General features: G+C 57.2%; 17 protein-coding genes. 8 read left to right on the forward strand and 9 right to left on the reverse strand.

The genetic code is table 11. The annotated features are described in order from the left end of the window. On the reverse strand, positions 1 to 319 hold a 319-nt coding region (locus tag ABLU95_RS08065), incomplete at its 3' end, for a hypothetical protein (RefSeq protein WP_348879206.1). An 80-nt stretch (positions 320 to 399) separates the two neighbouring features. Between ABLU95_RS08065 and ABLU95_RS08070 the strand changes: the two genes are divergently transcribed. Next, positions 400 to 1,698, forward strand: coding sequence for an MFS transporter (locus ABLU95_RS08070; RefSeq protein WP_023290679.1), 1,299 nt, complete (start codon positions 400 to 402; stop codon positions 1,696 to 1,698). A 3-nt stretch (positions 1,699 to 1,701) separates the two neighbouring features. Here the strand turns inward: ABLU95_RS08070 and ABLU95_RS08075 are convergent, their stop codons facing one another. From ABLU95_RS08075 to trxC, 5 genes are all read right to left on the reverse strand, one after another. Beyond that, entirely contained in the window at positions 1,702 to 2,025 is a 324-nt protein-coding gene (locus ABLU95_RS08075; protein WP_023290678.1) for a YfiM family lipoprotein, read from the reverse strand. A gap of 41 nt (positions 2,026 to 2,066) precedes the next feature. Beyond that, complete coding sequence (pssA, locus tag ABLU95_RS08080) at positions 2,067 to 3,422, reverse strand: CDP-diacylglycerol--serine O-phosphatidyltransferase (protein ID WP_023290677.1); 1,356 nt, start codon at positions 3,420 to 3,422, stop codon at positions 2,067 to 2,069. A 120-nt stretch (positions 3,423 to 3,542) separates the two neighbouring features. Further along, positions 3,543 to 6,194 carry a protein lysine acetyltransferase gene (gene pat / locus ABLU95_RS08085; RefSeq protein ID WP_049013875.1) on the reverse strand — a complete coding sequence of 884 codons (2,652 nt, stop codon included), beginning with the start codon at positions 6,192 to 6,194 and terminating at the stop codon, positions 3,543 to 3,545. Between the two features lie 34 nt (positions 6,195 to 6,228). Continuing rightward, positions 6,229 to 6,927, reverse strand: coding sequence for a tRNA-uridine aminocarboxypropyltransferase (tapT, locus tag ABLU95_RS08090; protein WP_032453740.1), 699 nt, complete (start codon positions 6,925 to 6,927; stop codon positions 6,229 to 6,231). Between the two features lie 69 nt (positions 6,928 to 6,996). Next, positions 6,997 to 7,422 carry a thioredoxin TrxC gene (trxC, locus tag ABLU95_RS08095; protein ID WP_002914091.1) on the reverse strand — a complete coding sequence of 142 codons (426 nt, stop codon included), beginning with the start codon at positions 7,420 to 7,422 and terminating at the stop codon, positions 6,997 to 6,999. 203 nt (positions 7,423 to 7,625) lie between these two features. Here trxC and ABLU95_RS08100 point away from each other — a divergent pair, with 203 nt between their 5' ends. Continuing rightward, on the forward strand, positions 7,626 to 8,711 hold the full coding sequence (locus ABLU95_RS08100) for a tRNA/rRNA methyltransferase (RefSeq protein ID WP_023290674.1): 1,086 nt from the start codon (positions 7,626 to 7,628) through the stop codon (positions 8,709 to 8,711). A 55-nt stretch (positions 8,712 to 8,766) separates the two neighbouring features. Here ABLU95_RS08100 and ung read toward each other — a convergent pair whose 3' ends face one another. Next, entirely contained in the window at positions 8,767 to 9,456 is a 690-nt protein-coding gene (gene ung / locus ABLU95_RS08105) for a uracil-DNA glycosylase (protein WP_348879208.1), read from the reverse strand. A 311-nt stretch (positions 9,457 to 9,767) separates the two neighbouring features. Between ung and grcA the strand changes: the two genes are divergently transcribed. Continuing rightward, positions 9,768 to 10,151 (forward strand): autonomous glycyl radical cofactor GrcA, encoded by a 384-nt coding sequence (gene grcA, locus ABLU95_RS08110; RefSeq protein ID WP_080901514.1) that lies wholly within the window; start codon positions 9,768 to 9,770, stop codon positions 10,149 to 10,151. A gap of 45 nt (positions 10,152 to 10,196) precedes the next feature. Here grcA and srmB read toward each other — a convergent pair whose 3' ends face one another. Beyond that, the gene (gene srmB / locus ABLU95_RS08115) at positions 10,197 to 11,528 is read right to left on the reverse strand and encodes an ATP-dependent RNA helicase SrmB (RefSeq protein ID WP_032453738.1); all 1,332 of its coding nucleotides are present in this window, start codon (positions 11,526 to 11,528) and stop codon (positions 10,197 to 10,199) included. 132 nt (positions 11,529 to 11,660) lie between these two features. On the opposite strand from srmB, the gene ABLU95_RS08120 reads away from it, so the two are divergent. Then, positions 11,661 to 12,398, forward strand: coding sequence for a tRNA1(Val) (adenine(37)-N6)-methyltransferase (locus ABLU95_RS08120; RefSeq protein WP_348879210.1), 738 nt, complete (start codon positions 11,661 to 11,663; stop codon positions 12,396 to 12,398). Here ABLU95_RS08120 and nadB read toward each other — a convergent pair. Continuing rightward, positions 12,383 to 14,002 carry an L-aspartate oxidase gene (gene nadB / locus ABLU95_RS08125; protein ID WP_348879212.1) on the reverse strand — a complete coding sequence of 540 codons (1,620 nt, stop codon included), beginning with the start codon at positions 14,000 to 14,002 and terminating at the stop codon, positions 12,383 to 12,385. The two genes, ABLU95_RS08120 and nadB, sit on opposite strands and share 16 nt — an antisense overlap. 420 nt (positions 14,003 to 14,422) lie before the next feature. On the opposite strand from nadB, the gene rpoE reads away from it, so the two are divergent. The 4 genes from rpoE to rseC are packed head-to-tail and all read left to right on the forward strand — an operon-like array spanning position 14,423 to position 17,113. Next, on the forward strand, positions 14,423 to 14,998 hold the full coding sequence (rpoE, locus tag ABLU95_RS08130) for an RNA polymerase sigma factor RpoE (RefSeq protein ID WP_002914074.1): 576 nt from the start codon (positions 14,423 to 14,425) through the stop codon (positions 14,996 to 14,998). A 32-nt stretch (positions 14,999 to 15,030) separates the two neighbouring features. After that, positions 15,031 to 15,681 carry an anti-sigma-E factor RseA gene (rseA, locus tag ABLU95_RS08135; RefSeq protein WP_032453736.1) on the forward strand — a complete coding sequence of 217 codons (651 nt, stop codon included), beginning with the start codon at positions 15,031 to 15,033 and terminating at the stop codon, positions 15,679 to 15,681. Continuing rightward, positions 15,681 to 16,637, forward strand: coding sequence for a sigma-E factor regulatory protein RseB (gene rseB / locus ABLU95_RS08140; protein ID WP_004201821.1), 957 nt, complete (start codon positions 15,681 to 15,683; stop codon positions 16,635 to 16,637). The genes rseA and rseB overlap by 1 nt, the downstream gene beginning before the upstream one ends. Beyond that, positions 16,634 to 17,113 (forward strand): SoxR-reducing system protein RseC, encoded by a 480-nt coding sequence (gene rseC / locus ABLU95_RS08145; protein ID WP_004201822.1) that lies wholly within the window; start codon positions 16,634 to 16,636, stop codon positions 17,111 to 17,113. Before rseB ends, rseC begins: the two co-directional genes overlap by 4 nt. Positions 17,114 to 17,288: the final 175 nt, after the last annotated feature.

Genomic DNA, 17,288 nt, shown 5'->3' on the forward strand with positions numbered 1-17,288 from the left:
TTTTTGCGTTTAAAAAGAACCCCGTCCCGAAAGGTGCGGGGTTTTTTGCTGTGTGCGGCATGCTTCCCCCGGTTGCGCTGCGCTTACCGGGGCTACGGAACCGTAGCCCGGACAAGGTGCGCAGCACCGCCTCCGGGGAAAATCCCGCCATACCCGCACCATTATCTTCATTCAAAGCAACATAAAACCCCGTCATGGCAAACCCTTCGCCATAATCCACTTTTTCCTTGCCTCTGCGCTGGCGTTGATCGCGAAAACCGTGCTTGCGAAAAAAAATGTGAATGCAATCACATATAAAGATATAACAATTATATAACATTTAGTTTACTAACTAATTTGTCTGCGTGACGTGGTACGCCCGACAAGACAGACTGCAGTCTTTGCTGGAGCAATATAACAATGACAGAGAGTAGCATTACCGAACGGGCCGCGCCGGAGCAGGCCGATACCCGTCGTCGTATTTGGGCAATTGTTGGCGCTTCCTCGGGAAATCTGGTTGAGTGGTTTGATTTTTACGTCTACTCATTCTGCTCGCTCTATTTTGCCCATATCTTCTTTCCATCCGGAAATACCACCACTCAACTTTTACAAACGGCAGGCGTATTCGCCGCCGGATTTCTGATGCGTCCTATCGGTGGGTGGCTGTTTGGTCGGATCGCCGACCGCCGCGGACGTAAGGCTTCCATGCTTATTTCGGTCTGTATGATGTGCTTTGGTTCACTGGTGATTGCCTGCCTGCCGGGCTACGCGGTCATCGGCACCTGGGCTCCGGCGCTGCTGCTGTTGGCCCGTCTGTTTCAGGGGCTGTCGGTCGGTGGAGAATATGGCACCAGCGCGACCTATATGAGTGAAGTGGCGATTGAAGGAAAGAAAGGCTTCTATGCCTCTTTCCAGTACGTCACGTTAATTGGCGGTCAACTGCTGGCGGTATTAGTGGTCGTGGCGCTCCAGCAGGTGCTGAGCGACGAAGATTTGCATGCCTGGGGATGGCGTATTCCTTTTGCTCTCGGGGCAGTACTGGCTATCGTCGCGCTGTGGCTGCGTCGCCAGCTGGACGAAACCTCGAAGCAGGAGACCCGGGCGCTGAAAGAGGCTGGCTCATTTAAAGGGTTGTGGCGTAATCGCCGGGCTTTCGTGATGGTGTTGGGCTTTACTGCCGCCGGATCGCTGACCTTCTATACCTTTACTACCTATATGCAAAAGTATCTGGTCAACACGGCGGGCATGACGGCCAGCACCGCCAGCGTGATCATGACCGCGGCGCTGTTCGTTTATATGCTGGTTCAACCGCTGTTCGGCGCCTTTTCGGATAAAGTTGGCCGCCGTACCTCCATGCTGTGCTTTGGCGTGCTGGCGACATTATTTACCGTGCCAATCCTGAGCGCCTTGCAAAAAGTGAGCTCACCCTATGCTGCCTTCGGCCTGGTGATCTGCGCCTTGCTGATTGTCAGTTTCTATACCTCGATCAGCGGCATCCTGAAGGCCGAGATGTTCCCGGCGCAGGTTCGCGCGCTTGGGGTAGGGCTGTCCTATGCCGTCGCGAATGCCCTGTTTGGCGGCTCGGCGGAATATGTCGCGCTGTCGCTGAAATCGGCGGGGATAGAGCACGCGTTCTACTGGTACGTGACGGTGATGGCGGCCATCGCCTTCCTGGTCTCCCTGATGCTGCATCGCAAAGGCAAAGGCCTGCGTCTTTAGCCGTTACTGGTGCGCCAGTTGCCAAACAGCGTAGCCGGTGGTCGCGCCGGCTACATCCCAGGCGAAATCCTTCCAGCTCCAGCCGCTGCCTGCCGGGCGGCTGTCCCAAAGCTCTTTTGAGGCGCCGAGGCTGACGGAAAATATCAGGCCGATAGCAGCGCTGCGGTCCCGGCTGTAACCCTGGTGTTGCGCATATTCATTGCCGGCGGCAGACAGCATCGCCGAGGCCAGAAAATGCTGGGCTTTGTCCTGACCGGACCATGCATCATTTGCCATGTGGCTGCAGCCCGTTAACATCAGCGAAGCAATCACGATTATCGTACGCATAGCGCTTCCAGAAAAAAGCCCCGTCGAGGCGGGGCTGATTGTCAGAGAATACGGCTGATCAGCCGGTCAATGCGGATCCGCCGCAGTCGGCGGATCAGTTTACGCACTTTCACCGGATAGTCGGCAATACTTTGCAGATCCCGATAATGTTTCACCACCGTGGTGTGGGTGCGGATGAGCTTCAGCTCTTTCTCCCGCATGGCTCCCAGCTGCTGCTTTGGATCGTGGATCAGAATGGCATTTTCCAGATCGAGTCGCCAGGCGCGCGGGTTAAGGTTGTTGCCGGTGAGCAGCATCCACTCGTCGTCAACCCACATGCCCTTCAGGTGGTAGCTGTTATCGTCATCCTTCCACAGGCGGACGATCAGCTGATCGGTATTCACATAATACTGCAGCCGGCTGAGGAAACGCCGCAGGTTGATCTCATACAGATAAGGAAGCGCGCCGATGATTTTAAACGGCTGATCTTCCGGAATATAGAAATCGTTCGCGGTTTTATCGCCGACAATAATCTCCACCTGTTTACCGTCGCGCAGCAGCTGGATGATATTTCTTACCAGCACGGCAGGAAGGTTGAAGTAGGGGGTGCAGATCGTTAACTTGTGCTCGGCACAGGGCATCAGGTGAAAGATAGTTTTGTTCAGCAGGCTGGATTTCCCCAAGCCTACCAGCGGGGTGACGGAGAGTTCTTCGTCACCGGCGGTGCCGACAAAATGGTAGCTGCGGTCGCGCAGCTCCTGACGGTACTGGCGAATATCGTTTTTGATTTCCGGACTTTTTGGCCGATCCGGTCTGTCGAGACGATTCACGCCGCGTCCCTGAACCAGATTATTGTCGACCCAGTCGAACATGACGTCCGCCATTTTGCCGTTACGGATGCACTGATAGCGGTCATAGCGGTACTTATCATGCTGATGCAGATAAACATCGTTCAGGCTGGCGCCGCTGTAGAGGACGCAGTCATCGATAATAAAGCCTTTGAAATGGAGAACGCCGAGCGCCTCCCGGGTGTTAATCGGCACGCCGTAAACGGGGATCTCTACGCCCGGATTTTCATTGGCCATCCGACAATACCAGTCAGCATTGGTGTTGGAGGCGGCGGCGCCGATACGGCCACGTTGAGCGCGGTGCCAGTCAACGAGGACGCGAACATCCAGTTGCGGACGCTGACGTTTGGCGTCATAAAGGGCCTGCAAAATTCCTTTTCCGCCATCATCTTGCTCCAGGTAGAGCGCAATAATGCATATACGCTGAGTGGCGTTGGCAATCCGGGTCAGTAACGCTTCCCTGAAATCTGCAGGGGCGTAAAAGAACTCTACATCATCAACTGACTGAGAAAGCTTAGGGAGTTGGGCAAGGTGTTGTTGATGTTTATTACGCTTAAATTTTGACAACATCACAGTGCGTTTCTTCTCTGTTTATTGAAGGGTCTTCTGTACCATGCAGACGACGTAAGCGGGCAATAATACCATTACTACCCGCTAATGTGGTCAACAATTGCGGTCAGCGTCGCGCGATTATCCCTGATTCAGGGGCAGCGACAGACTGACAATCCCATCTTCCAGCTGAATATCAACGGTGAATCCCAGCTTTCTGGCGAGGCCGATCATGCCTCGGTTATTCGGCATCGTAATCCCATTCAGCCGTTGCAGGCCATGGCTTTGCGTATAGGCGATCAGCTTTTCCAGCAGCCTTCGCCCCAGGCCTAACCCTTTCAAATCTGAACGGACCAGCACAGCAAACTCGGCATCAATATTGTCAGGGTCGGAGATCGCCCGCGTCACGCCGAGGATCTCGCTCTGTTCCGCGGTGGTCCTGACGGCGACGAACGCCATTTCTCGATCGTAGTCGATCTGGGTCATATTGGCTAAGTCGTCATGGGTAAATTCGTTGATCTCACTAAAATAGCGATAATAGAGATCTTCTTTGGTGACCTGAGCGATAAACGCGAGCAACTGCGGTTCATCTTCCGGAAGGATCGGCCGGAACAGACAGCGATCGCCATTTTTCATCACCACCCACTCCTCCAGCTGGTGCGGATAGGGACGAATAGCGAGACGGCTTTCACTGTCGCCGCTAAAGGGAGCAAGCCCCAGGGTAACGTCCAGCGCCGTAAACTCGTTGCCGGAGGCGAGCAGGGGATGAATATCCAGCCGCTGGATCTCCGGGCAGTCGACGATCAGGTTCGAGACCTGAACCAGCAGCTGGCTTAAGCCTGCGATATCCAGCGGTCGCAATGCGCTGCGGCCGCGGATCTTCTTATTTTTGATCGCCTGGATCACCAGATAACGCGCCAGGTTCATATTCAGCGGCGGCAGCGCCACAGCGGCCTGGTCCTCGGCCCGCCACTCCACGCCGCCTTCGCCCAGCATAATCAACGGGCCGAAGAGGGGATCGTGCTCAACCACCACTCTCAGCTCCTGGGCGCCGGCGCGATTGGCCATACTCTGCACCAGCAGGCCATGAATGCGCGCCTGGGGCCAGGCCAGCCTGACGCGATCGATCATCGCATCCGCTGCCTGCTGTACTTCTGCCGCGGTACGCAGATACAACATGACCCCCTGTACTTCTGATTTGTGCGGAATATCCGGGGAACGCAGCTTCAACGCAACCGGATAGCCTATCTGCTCAGCGATATGCACCGCTTCCGCGCTGTCAGCGGCGATCCAGGTTGGCAGTGTGTGGATACCGTAGGCCCGGAGCACCGGGCTGACCTCGTGGGTATCCAGCGTGGTGGCGCCGTCATCTATCGCTTGCTGGAGCAGAGCATGCGCTTCGCTGGTATTGGCGGTTAACGAGTCCGGCAGCACTGGAGTCTCGCGCAGCTGTTTCTGGTTACGGCGGTACTCGACCATATGCATAAAGGCGGTGATGGTGCCCTCCGGCGTACGGTAGGTGGGAAGGCCGGCATCGCTGAACAGCCGTCGCGCCTCCTGGGAAGAGAATTCGCCGCACCAGTTGGTCAGCACGGTGACATATTTGCCACGCGGATGGTGCTTTAGGGCGTCTATCAGCGCCAGGGCGCTCTCGGTGCCCGGCGCGGCGGCGCTGGGCGAGTGGATCACCAGCAGCGCGTCGTAGTCCTGGCTGTTAAGCAGAATATTCACCGCCCGCTGATAGTGTTCGCTGCTGGCGTCATCGCGTAAATCCAGTGGGTTGGCGATCTCAACGCCGCCCGGCAGCGCCTGGCGCAGGGCGTCGCGCGTCTCCTCGCTGAGGGTCGCCAGCTTACCGTTACGCAACCAAAGCTCATCCAGCGCCAGCGCCGCCGGCGCCGCGCCGTTGCTGACGATCATCAGTTTTTCACCGCGCAGCGGGCGCATATGGCTCAGGGTTTCTACGGCGGAGAACAGCTCATGGGTATCCTGGACCCGCAGCAGACCAGCACGCTGGATGGCCGCGTCCCATGCCGGATCCATCCCTGAATTGACGTGCAACAGTTTCTGCGCCGCGGGACTACGGCCGCTTTTGATCACCAGGATTGGCTTGTTTCGCGAGGCGCTGCGCGCGGCGGAGACAAACCGGCGCGCGTCGCTGAGATGCTCAAGGTAAAGCAAAATGGCGCTGGTTTTGCTGTCGCGGGCCAGAAAGTCCAACAGGTCATCGACATCTATATCCAGGCTATCGCCCAGCGCGATGAAGTAGGAAAACCCCATCTCGCGCTGTTGCGCCCAGTCAAGGATGGTGTTGGAGACGGCGGCCGACTGCGAGATAAAGGCCAGTTTACCGCGGTGGATCGCGACCGGAGAAAAGCTGGCGTTCAGGCCTTGCCACGGCGCCAGCAGCCCCAGGCTGTTTGGGCCGAGCAGGCGCATCTGATAGCGTGCAGCGCATTCGAGCAGCGCCGGATACTGTTCCGGCTGCGAAGAGAGGATGATGCAGGTCTTGCAGCCTTTCTGCCCCAGGGCTTCGAGCAACTCGAGATTACGTCGCGCGTTGGTACAAAGCACCGCCAGATCCGGCGTAAACGGCAACTTCTCGATGGTGGGCCACGCCAGCACCCCAAGCACCGCCTTCCAGGCGGGGGTCACCGGCAGTACCGGGCCATTGAAGCCGCCGGCTAGCAGGTTGCGCATCATGAGATAGCCAGCGCGCTGCGGCTTCATTGATGCGCCAATAACGGCGATGGATTTTGGTCGCAGCAGCGCTTCCAGGCCTCGTTGGCTCATACCGGTCTCCTTTCATCCCAGTGACCGAATGATTTTAAACGTTTTCCACCTGGCCCGCTGTGATACTGCCCTTATGCTGGGTTTTTCCCGCCAGGTAGCGGGTCCGAAAGCGGGTGAAGTGTTCGCCAAGCGCTGCGGCGGCCGGCGCATCGCCCGCCAGATCCAGCAGGGCGATAGCCACTTCCGCGGTACAATATTGTCCGTCGGCGTGCGCCTCGCGCAGATGGTAGGCTGAGATGCGCGACAGATCGACGGAGATGATCGGCAGCGCGTCCAGATAAGGGCTCTTACGGAACATTTTACGCGCTTCGGTCCAGGTGCCGTCGAGCATGATAAACAGCGGCGGTTTGCCGGACGGCGGCGCGCTCAGGACCTGGCGCTCCGGTGCGGCGTAGGAGGCGGGAAACACCACCATCGGCTGGTAATCGGGATGGGCGACCAGATCGAGCAGCCCCTGCGGCGGCTCGGTTCTCGACCATTGATAAGCCTCGGTATTCGGCAGAATATCGGCGATGAGCCGGCCGGTGTTGCTGGGCTTCATCGGCTCCGTATCAAACATCACCAGGCAGAAACGGCTGGTGGCCTGCGCCGGCGTTAACGTGGCGCACAGGCACTGCTTGAGCGGCAGCAGACAGCGCTGGCAGCGGCGGATGCGGTTGCCGCGAGCAAGGAAAGGGCGGGTGGCTCGCGCGAGACGTTCGGCGCGCAGGCGAAGGACAGCGTTATCAGTCATGGGAGTCGCTAGTGAAAAACGCTATTGTCGCAGAGGCGAAAACGGGGCACAAGCGGTGCCCCGGAAGGATTACTGCTGTCCGGCTTCGTTCAGCCAGCTATCAAATGGCGCTTTTGGCACCGCGCCATTGAGCATGTCGATCACTTCGCCATTTTTGAACATCATAATGGTCGGGATGCTGCGGATACGAAACCGTGCGCTAAGCTCACGTTCCGCTTCGGTGTTAACTTTCACAAAACGCATCTTCCCGCTACGCTCTTCCGCGACGTCTTCAAAGATCGGCGCGAAGCTGCGGCAGGGACCGCACCATGGTGCCCAGAAATCGACAACGACCGGCAGATCGTCCTTTAAGAGTTTATCCAGCGTTGCCCCGGTCGCGTTGATGACGTCGCCATCAAAAAGATCGTGACCGCAGCGTCCGCACTTTGCGCCATCCGCGCTACGATCGTCCGGGAGGCGGTTCAGAGCCTGACAACTGGCACAAACGGTATTCATAACTAACCTCTGGTGATGGGTTGCAACGTGGCACGTGGCCAATATGTTTCTGTGATGTTACATATTATCGATTAAGTGTTATTTAAGGACAATGCGTTTTGTTCGATGAGTGCAATAGAGGCCGTCTTTTAAACGAAATCATGGCGAAGCGATGACACATCGGGTAATCTGCGCGCTTCGCGCAGCGCAGGTGGAGAAAATTGATGAGCGACGAACTGAAAAATAAAAGCGGCAAGGTCAAAGTGATGTATGTCCGCAGTGATGATGATTCTGACAAACGCACCCATAACCCACGTACCGGGAAAGGGGGAGGTCGTCCAGGAAAATCTCGTGTTGACGGCCGCAGCCGCCCTGCGCGTGACGAACGAAACAGCCGCGGTGACGATCGTAAACGCGATGACCGCAAGCGTGATGAGCGCAAGCGCGATGATTTTAATCGTGACGATGCGTCCCCGTGGCGTACCGTTTCTCGCGCTCCTGGCGATGAGACGCCGGTAAAAGAGGATCACGGCGGGATCAGCGGGAAGAGCTTTATCGATCCGGAAGTACTGCGTCGCCAGCGTGCGGAAGAGACCCGCGTGTATGGTGAAAACGCCTGTCAGGCCCTGTTCCAGAGCCGCCCGGAAGCCATTGTCCGCGCTTGGTTTATCCAGAGCGTGACGCCGCGCTTTAAAGAGGCGCTGCGCTGGATGGCGGCTAACCGTAAAGCCTACCATGTGGTTGATGAAGCCGAGCTGGCAAAAGCCTCCGGGACCGATCACCACGGCGGCGTCTGCTTCCTGATCAAAAAACGCCACGGTACCTCTGTTGCCCAGTGGGTCGCGAAGGCCGCAGAAGAAGATTGCGTTCTGGCGCTGGAGGACGTGGGTAACCCACATAATCTCGGGGCGATCATGCGCAGCTGCGCGCACTTCGGCGTGAAGGGTGTTGTGGTTCAGGATGCCGGCGTGCTGGAGTCCGGCGCGGCGATCCGTACGGCGGAAGGCGGTGCGGAACATGTTGAACCGATCACCGGCGACAGCTTCATCGATACTCTGGATCAGTTCCGTCAGGCGGGCTACGCGATTGTCTCGACCTCCAGCCATAATGGTACCCCGCTTTTTAAAGCCGAGCTGCCGAAGAAAATGGTGCTGGTGTTAGGCCAGGAGCGCGATGGCCTGTCGGATGCAGCCATCTCCAGCGCGGACCTCAGCGTCGCCATCGATGGTACCGGCAATGTCGAAAGCCTGAACGTCTCTGTGGCGACCGGCGTCCTGCTGGCGGAATGGTGGCGTCAGAACAAGGCGTAATACCTGTCCCTGAATACAAAAGCCAGCTGATGCTGGCTTTTTTTATGGCTGTCGATCACTCGCTTTCGGCGGGAAGGACCGGCATCCAGTCAATCGGCGCTTCGCCGCGATCGGCCAGCCACTGATTGGTTTGCACGAAATGGTTGCTGCCAAAGAAGCCGCGATGCGCGGAGAGCGGTGAAGGGTGCGGCGCCTTCAGTACGCAGTGGCGCTGGCGATCGATAATCGCGCCTTTCTTCTGCGCATGGGAGCCCCACAGCAGAAAGACCACCCCCTCGCAGTGCTCATTGATTAACGCGATTACCTTATCGGTAAACGTCTCCCAGCCGAGGCTGGCGTGCGAGTGCGCCTGCCCGGCGCGGACGGTCAGGACCGTATTAAGCAGGAGCACCCCCTGGCGCGCCCAGCTTTCCAGGTAACCATGGGTAGGGCGGGTAAAGCCAGGGATAGTGGCCTCCAGCTCTTTGTACATATTCAGCAGCGAGGGCGGGATTGCGACGCCGGGGCGAACCGAGAACGCCAGACCGTGGGCTTGCCCCGGGCCGTGATAGGGGTCCTGACCGAGAATGACGACTTTGACATCGCCCAGTTCGGTAAAGCGAAACGCATTAAAGACATCTTTTTGCGGTGGATAGATGATGATCCCGGACTGGCGCTCTTCGGCGACGGTCTTCAGAGTATTGAGAAAATAGGGTTGTTGCTTTTCATCCGCCAGCACGTCATGCCAGGTTAAAGGGGTGGTCATCTTGCTCTCCTGCAAAGGGTCATCGCTATAGCTTAACGGCTTCTTTCTACAGAACAAAATCGGCACGGCTTGACGCGGGCCTTTATGCAAAAAAAATTGAAAATTTACAAAATTATTTATAGCGGCGTATGGCGTAACTTGATGTAAAACAATAAAATCCTTGCATACCCACTTAGAGTGAGTGGTTTTTATTGATTTACATCAAAGAATGCCGAGGGTGCGGCTGATATATATACACTCATACAACAATGGTTTTACCAATTGGCCGCGAAGAGGCCAAAATCGAATAAACACTGCCTGGGAGGCATCAAATGATTACTGGTATCCAAATTACTAAAGCGGCAAACGACGACCTGCTGAACTCTTTCTGGCTGCTGGATAGCGAAAAAGGCGAAGCGCGTTGCCTGTGCGCCAAAGGTGGTTTTGCGGAAGATGACGTGGTGGAAGTCAGCAAACTGGGTGAAATCGAATACCGTGAAATCCCGGTAGACGTGAAACCAGAAGTTCGCGTGGAAGGCGGTCAGCACCTGAACGTTAACGTGCTGCGTCGCGAAACCCTGCTGGACGCGGTTGAGCATCCGGAAAAATACCCGCAGCTGACCATTCGTGTTTCCGGCTACGCGGTACGCTTCAACTCCCTGACCCCGGAACAGCAGCGCGACGTTATCGCTCGTACCTTTACCGAAAGCCTGTAAGGCTAACGCCAGATGTGAAAACGCCGGGATATCCCGGCGTTTTTTTTACTCTTCGCTCGACGCTGATGGCGTCCCGGTCGCGCTTGGCTTCCGGCGCTTACCGATATTTTTCGTATCGCGGTGGCGCTTCTTCACCCGCGGCTTCTCTTTTTCTTTCTCTTTTTTCTCGGCGCGTTTCGCCAGCACTTTCTTCGATGGCTTACCGGTCAACTTCTCGCTTGGCGCGCGGGTTTTGGGTCGCAATTCATCAATCACGCGAGCTTTCAGCGGTTCTTCAACGTAGCGGCCGATCTTGCCCAGCAGCAGGTGATCGTGCGCTTCAACCAGCGAAATCGCGGTGCCTTTCTTACCTGCACGGCCGGTACGACCGATACGGTGCAGATAGATGTCGGCGGTGCGCGGCATATCGAAGTTAAAGACGTGGCTGACGTCCGGAATATCGATACCGCGGGCGGCGACGTCGGTGGCGATCAGCACGTTTACGCGGCCGTCGGTCAGACGCTTAATGGCTTCGTTACGCTTGGCCTGCACCATCTCGCCCTCCAGCCAGCAGGTGTTAATCCCCGCTTCACGCAGCCAGTTGGCCAGCTCATGCACGCGCTCGCGCTTGCGCACAAAGACGATAGCGCGGGTAGCTTCCGGCTGTTGCAGCAGATTCACCAGCAGCCTGGTCTTATGTTCGATATCGTCCGCGCGATAGTACCATTGATGGATTTTCTTACGCTCGCGAGTAGACGGGGTAGCGGAAACTTCAACCGGCTCTTCCAGCAGGCGCTCAGCGAAGTCTTTGATCGCATCGCCTTCCAGCGTCGCGGAGAACAGCATGGTCTGCTTGCGCCAGCGGGTTTCACCGGCGATGGTTTCGATATCCTGCGCAAAGCCCATGTCCAGCATGCGGTCGGCTTCATCGAGGATCAGGGTCTCGACGGCGCGGCAGTCGAAGTTCTCTTCTTTTATATACTGCAGCAGGCGACCAGTGGTGGCGACCACGATGTCCTGGTTTTCGCTGAACACTTCCGCGTGGTTCATGTAGGCTACGCCGCCGGTAATGGTGGCGATATCCAGATGGGTATGCTTCGCCAGCTCGCGGGCGTGGTCAGCCACCTGCATCGCCAGCTCACGGGTCGGCGTCAGGATAAGAATACGCGGCGGGCCGGATTTCTTACGCGGGAAATCGAGCAGGTGCTGCAACGCTGGCAGCAGATACGCCGCCGTTTTACCGGTGCCGGTCGGCGCTGAACCGAGAATGTCACGGCCATCGAGCGCAGGCGGAATAGCGGCGGCCTGAATGGCTGTCGGGCGAGTGAAACCTTTATCCTGGAGGGCTTCCAGCAGGTTTTCATCGAGTTCAAGTTCGGAAAAAGTCGTTACAGTCATGTTCTACCTCTGAGTGGGCCGCCGATTATAGACGTTACTGACGTAATGTTCATCTGTTTGTAAGGCTATCTGTTCTCCGGTATTGTGCATAGCCTTACGTTCAGGAGTTTTTTGTCGGCAAGGTTATTGAGGATGTCTCAGTCGAAGTTTGCGCTGCCGCGCAATGGTTTTACCTTCAAACAGTTTTTTGTCGCCCACGATCGTTGCGCGATGAAGGTGGGTACCGACGGCATTTTGCTCGGCGCCTGGGCGCCGATTGCCGGGGTGAAACATGTGCTGGATATTGGCGCCGGCAGCGGCCTGCTGGCGCTAATGCTCGCGCAGCGTACCGGCGATGATGTGCGTGTCGATGCGGTCGAACTGGATGAGGAGGCCGCCGCCCAGGCGCAGGAAAATGCCCTTGCGTCGCCATGGGCTTCGCGGGTTGAGGTCTGTCAGGCCGATATCCATCAGTGGCAGCCGCCGCAGACCCGACGCTATCAACTGATAATCAGTAACCCGCCCTTTTTTGCGGAAGGGGTGCCTTGCGCCACCTCGCAGCGGGAGCAGGCGCGGTATACCACGACGCTCGATCACGCTTCTCTGCTGGCCTGTGCCGCTGAGCATATCACCGAAGAAGGCTTTTTTTGCGTGGTGCTGCCGGTCGATATCGGTAATGCGTTTATCGAACGGGCAACCGCGATGGGCTGGCACCTGCGACTGCGCACTGACGTGGCGGAGACCGAGATGCGGCCGCCGCATCGGGTGCTGCTGGCTTTCTCCCCGACGGCGGGGGAGTGTTTCAGCGACAGGCTGGCGATCCGCGGGCCAGAGCAGCAGTATTCAGAAGGCTTTACCGCTCTGACCGAGGATTTTTATCTCTTTATGTGAGCCAGGGGCGACAATATCGACGGACCGCTGTTCGGCAGCGGCTGCGGATAGTCGAGGGTGTAATGCAGTCCCCGGCTCTCTTTGCGCAACATCGCGCAGCGTACGATAAGTTCCGCCACCTGCACCAGATTGCGCAGCTCCAGCAGATTATTCGAGACGCGGAAGCGGGCGTAATACTCATCCAGCTCCTGCTGCAGCATGGTAATGCGCCGCAGGGCGCGCTCCAGCCTGCGGGTGGTGCGCACAATCCCCACGTAGTCCCACATCAGCAGGCGCAGCTCGTGCCAGTTATGCTGGATAACCACCAGTTCATCCGGGATCTCCACCTGACTTTCATCCCACGCCGGCAGGGTGCTGACCTTCTGGGCCAGCGGCAGGCGACGGGCAATATCTTCTGCGGCGGACCAGCCGTAAACCAGACACTCCAGCAGCGAGTTCGAGGCCATACGGTTCGCGCCGTGCAGCCCGGTATAGCTGACTTCGCCGATGGCGTATAACCCATCGACGTCGGTGCGGCCATTATCATCCACCATCACGCCGCCGCAGGTGTAATGCGCGGCAGGGACGACCGGCACCGGATCTTTGGTTAAATCAATTCCCAGACCGAGCAGCTTTTCGTAAATCATCGGGAAGTGCTGGCGAACAAACGCCTCGGGTTTATGGCTGATATCAAGGAACATACAGTCAACGCCAAGGCGCTTCATCTCATGATCGATGGCGCGGGCGACGATATCGCGTGGGGCCAACTCGCCGCGTTCGTCAAAGTCCGGCATAAAGCGGGTGCCGTCCGGGCGTTTAAGGTGGGCGCCTTCGCCGCGCAGCGCTTCGGTCAGCAGGAAATTGCGCGCCTGCGGATGATACAGCGCGGTGGGGTGAAACTGGTTGAATTCCAGATTCGCCACCCGGCAGCCCGCCCGCCAGGCCATCGCGATACCGTCTCCGGAAGAGACGTCGGGGTTAGTGGTGTATTGATAAACCTTGGCGGCTCCGCCGGTGGCGAGTACCACCGCCTTCGCGCTGCAGGTTTCCACGCGCTCTTTATTGCGGTTCCAGATCCATGCCCCGACTACCCGGCGCGTGCCCGGCAGGCCAATCTTATCCGATACGATCAAGTCGACGGCATTGCTGCGCTCAAGGATGCGGATATTGGGATGGGCGAGGGCTTTATCGACCAGCGTCGTCTCCACCGCTTTGCCGGTAGCGTCGGCGGCGTGAAGAATGCGCCGATGGCTGTGGCCCCCTTCGCGCGTGAGATGATAGCTCTCTTCGCCATTGGCCTGGACCTGGGTGTCAAACAATACGCCCTGATCGATAAGCCACTGGACGCATGGTCTGGCGTTGCTGGCGACGAAGGTGACCGCATGGCGATCGCATAACCCTGCGCCGGCGATCAGGGTATCTTCGACATGGGATTCAATACTGTCGGTCTCGTCGAAGACGGCGGCAATCCCGCCCTGCGCATAGAACGTCGAACCTTCGCTGATCGGCCCTTTGCTCAACACCGTCACCGAACTGTGCTCTGCCAGGCGCAGCGCAAGAGAGAGGCCGGCAGCGCCGCTGCCGATAATCAACACATCACAAGAGAAGTCAGGAGTGGCATTCATCGTCTTTGTTTAATTTACTAAACACATTTAGCTCACAATAGCACCAGCTCGTGAGGAATCGTACAATTTTTTTTAACTGGCGTTGTGACGGCTAAACAGCAGGCGAGCGGAAACGGTCTGGAGCACGGCGAAAATGAGACGCGTGGCAGGTTGATAGCATTGGATTTTATAGTGAAATAAACGCCGTGTTACGATACCCTTCAGACGGGCCTGCGCTTTTTCTTATTGACTAACCTATCGTTTAGCAACCTGGGCATATAATGATTGATAACGATCTGCCGCCGTTGCCAGACAAAAAACAAAAGCGTAACGGAACTTTATTGTTTTCATACACTCCAAGAGTCAGCTTGCTCATAATGCAGATTTTGGGTGGTGTTTTGAAGACGCATGGGAATTGGGTTTGGGGAGACATTACCTCGGATGAGCGAGCAGTTAACGGATCAGGTCCTTGTTGAACGGGTCCAGAAAGGAGATCAGAAAGCGTTTAATTTGCTGGTAGTGCGCTATCAGCATAAGGTCGCGAGCCTGGTTTCCCGCTATGTACCGCCGGGCGATATCGCTGACGTCGTTCAGGAATCGTTCGTTAAGGCATGGCGTGCGCTGGACTCTTTCCGGGGAGATAGCGCTTTTTACACCTGGTTATACCGTATCGCCGTCAATACGGCGAAGAATTATCTGGTTGCTCAGGGACGCCGTCCGCCGTCCAGCGATGTTGACGCCAACGAGGCGGAAAACTTCGAAAGCGGCGGGGCGTTGAAAGAAATTTCGAACCCTGAGAACTTAATGTTGTCAGAAGAACTGAGACAAATAGTTTTTCGTACCATTGAATCGCTTCCGGAAGATTTACGCATGGCAATTACGTTACGGGAGCTGGATGGCCTAAGCTATGAAGAGATAGCCGCTATCATGGATTGTCCGGTTGGGACGGTGCGTTCACGTATCTTCCGGGCGCGAGAAGCTATTGATAATAAAGTTCAACCGCTTATCAGGCGTTGACGATAGCGGAATACTGGAAAAGGGTATCAGGCATGCAGAAAGAAAAACTTTCGGCTTTAATGGATGGTGAAACGCTGGATAACGAACTGCTCAACGAGCTGAGTCGTTCTTCTGAGATGCAAAAAACCTGGGAGAGTTATCACCTTATCCGCGATACGCTGCGTGGCGATACCGCAGAGGTGCTGCAATTTGATATCTCCGCCCGGGTGATGGCCGCCATTGAAAATGAGCCCGTTCGTCAGACGGCGCCGCTTATTCCTGAATCTCAGCCCGCACCGCACCAGTGGCGGCAGATGCCGTTCTGGAACAAAGTGCGTCCGTGGGCCAGCTCACTGACCCAGATGGGCGTTGCCGCCTGCGTATCGCTTGCGGTTATCGTCGGCGTCCAGCACTATAATGGGCAGTCTGATGCCGCTCAGCAGCCAGAGGCGCCGGTGTTCAATACGCTGCCGATGATGGGTAAAGCGAGCCCGGTAAGCCTTGGCGTACCGGCTGACGTATCAGCAGGTAGCGGCCAGCAGGCTCAGGTCCAGGAACAGCGTCGGCGGATTAACGCCATGCTGCAGGACTACGAACTGCAGCGCCGCCTGCACGCTGAGCAGCTTCAGTTTGGCCAGGCCCAGACTCAGCAGGCCGCAGTCCAGGTGCCGGGTTATCAAACTTTAGGAACGCAATCGCAGTAATGAAGCAACTTTGGTGTGCCATGTCGCTCATGGCAGGCAGTCTGTTGTTCTCTGTCAACGCCTCGGCTGATACATCGTCCGGGGCGTTGTTGCAGCAGATGAACCTGGCCAGCCAGTCCCTCAATTATGAGCTGTCTTTCGTCAGCATCAGCAAACAAGGCGTTGAGTCGCTGCGCTATCGTCACGCGCGACTGAACAATCAACCGCTGGCGCAGCTTCTGCAGCTGGACGGTCCGCGCCGGGAAGTGGTCCTGCGCGGTACGGAAATCAGCTATTTTGAACCCGGCCTCGATCCGTTCACCCTGAACGGCGACTATATCGTCGATTCACTGCCGTCGTTGGTTTACAGCGATTTCAAACGTCTCAGCGCAGCCTATGATTTTATCTCCGTGGGCCGTACCCGTATCGCCGACCGCCTCTGCGACGTGATCCGCGTCGTGGCTCGCGACGGCACGCGCTATAGCTTTATCGCCTGGCTGGACGCTGAGACCAAGCTGCCGCTGCGCGTCGATTTGCTCGACCGCGACGGTGAAACGCTGGAGCAGTTCCGGGTCGTCTCTTTCAACGTTGGCGATAACGTCAGCGCCAGCATGGAGACGCTGGCGAAAGCGAATTTGCCGCCGCAGCTGTCGGTGCCTGAAGGAGGCGACAAAGCCAACTTCAACTGGGCGCCAACGTGGCTCCCGCAGGGCATGACTGAGGTCTCCAGCAGCCAGCGTCGTCTGCCCACCTTTGATGGTCCGGTAGAATCACGTCTCTATTCCGACGGCTTGTTCAGCTTCTCGATCAATATCAACCGCGCCACCGCGGCCAGCAGCGACCAGCTGTTGCGCACCGGCCGACGCACCGTCAGCACGACGGTACGCGATAACGCGGAGATCACCGTGGTGGGCGAACTGCCGCCGCAGACGGCGAAGCGTATCTCAGACAGCATTAAATTCAAGGCAGTACAATGATCAAAGAGTGGGCCACCGTGGTTTCCTGGCATAACGGCGTGGCGCAGGTGCACTGCGACGTTAAAGCCTCCTGCAGCAGTTGCGCCTCCCGCGCCGGCTGCGGCAGCCGGGTATTAAACAAGCTGGGGCCGCAGACCAGCCATACCATCAGCGTGCCCTGCGAGCAGCCGTTGACGGCGGGGCAAAAAGTGGAGCTGGGGATCGCCGAGAGCAGTCTGCTGGGTTCGGCGCTGTTGGTCTACATGGCGCCGCTGGTGGGTCTGTTTGTGATGGCGTCGATTTTCCAGGTGCTGTTTGCCAGCGATATCGCTTCGCTGTGCGGCGCGCTGCTGGGCGGCGTCGGCGGGTTTCTGGTGGCGCGCGGTCTGTCGCCGCAGCTGGCAGCGCGCCAGTCGTGGCAGCCGGTGATTCTGAGCGTCGCGTTGCCGCCGGATCTGGTGCGTATCGAAACGCCTTCCTCCGACATGGGTCAGTGATTTCACTGGCCCTTATCTTTATTTACCCTTCCTGTTACAACGCCACAATTTCTGCGGTTATGCTGGATCTAACAGCATTTCCTGGTTTCAAGGATGTAGTGTAGAATGCGGCGTTTTCGGATTAAAAAACGTCAGGCACAGTACAGCGGCCTCATGATACTCGTAAGGCATAATT

Source organism: Klebsiella sp. GG_Kp146 (assembly GCF_040061975.1).
In the GTDB taxonomy this organism is placed as follows: Bacteria; Pseudomonadota; Gammaproteobacteria; order Enterobacterales; family Enterobacteriaceae; genus Klebsiella; species Klebsiella quasipneumoniae.

Excerpts from the sequence above, each read along its gene's own strand:
- ABLU95_RS08070 (WP_023290679.1), top strand. The coding sequence starts at position 400 with ATGACAGAGAGTAGCATTACCGAACGGGCCGCGCCGGAGCAGGCCGAT.
- ABLU95_RS08075 (WP_023290678.1), bottom strand. The coding sequence starts at position 2,025 with ATGCGTACGATAATCGTGATTGCTTCGCTGATGTTAACGGGCTGCAGC.
- pssA (WP_023290677.1), bottom strand. The coding sequence starts at position 3,422 with ATGTTGTCAAAATTTAAGCGTAATAAACATCAACAACACCTTGCCCAA.
- pat (WP_049013875.1), bottom strand. The coding sequence starts at position 6,194 with ATGAGCCAACGAGGCCTGGAAGCGCTGCTGCGACCAAAATCCATCGCC.
- tapT (WP_032453740.1), bottom strand. The coding sequence starts at position 6,927 with ATGACTGATAACGCTGTCCTTCGCCTGCGCGCCGAACGTCTCGCGCGA.
- trxC (WP_002914091.1), bottom strand. The coding sequence starts at position 7,422 with ATGAATACCGTTTGTGCCAGTTGTCAGGCTCTGAACCGCCTCCCGGAC.
- ABLU95_RS08100 (WP_023290674.1), top strand. The coding sequence starts at position 7,626 with ATGAGCGACGAACTGAAAAATAAAAGCGGCAAGGTCAAAGTGATGTAT.
- ung (WP_348879208.1), bottom strand. The coding sequence starts at position 9,456 with ATGACCACCCCTTTAACCTGGCATGACGTGCTGGCGGATGAAAAGCAA.
- grcA (WP_080901514.1), top strand. The coding sequence starts at position 9,768 with ATGATTACTGGTATCCAAATTACTAAAGCGGCAAACGACGACCTGCTG.
- srmB (WP_032453738.1), bottom strand. The coding sequence starts at position 11,528 with ATGACTGTAACGACTTTTTCCGAACTTGAACTCGATGAAAACCTGCTG.
- ABLU95_RS08120 (WP_348879210.1), top strand. The coding sequence starts at position 11,661 with ATGTCTCAGTCGAAGTTTGCGCTGCCGCGCAATGGTTTTACCTTCAAA.
- nadB (WP_348879212.1), bottom strand. The coding sequence starts at position 14,002 with ATGAATGCCACTCCTGACTTCTCTTGTGATGTGTTGATTATCGGCAGC.
- rpoE (WP_002914074.1), top strand. The coding sequence starts at position 14,423 with ATGAGCGAGCAGTTAACGGATCAGGTCCTTGTTGAACGGGTCCAGAAA.
- rseA (WP_032453736.1), top strand. The coding sequence starts at position 15,031 with ATGCAGAAAGAAAAACTTTCGGCTTTAATGGATGGTGAAACGCTGGAT.
- rseB (WP_004201821.1), top strand. The coding sequence starts at position 15,681 with ATGAAGCAACTTTGGTGTGCCATGTCGCTCATGGCAGGCAGTCTGTTG.
- rseC (WP_004201822.1), top strand. The coding sequence starts at position 16,634 with ATGATCAAAGAGTGGGCCACCGTGGTTTCCTGGCATAACGGCGTGGCG.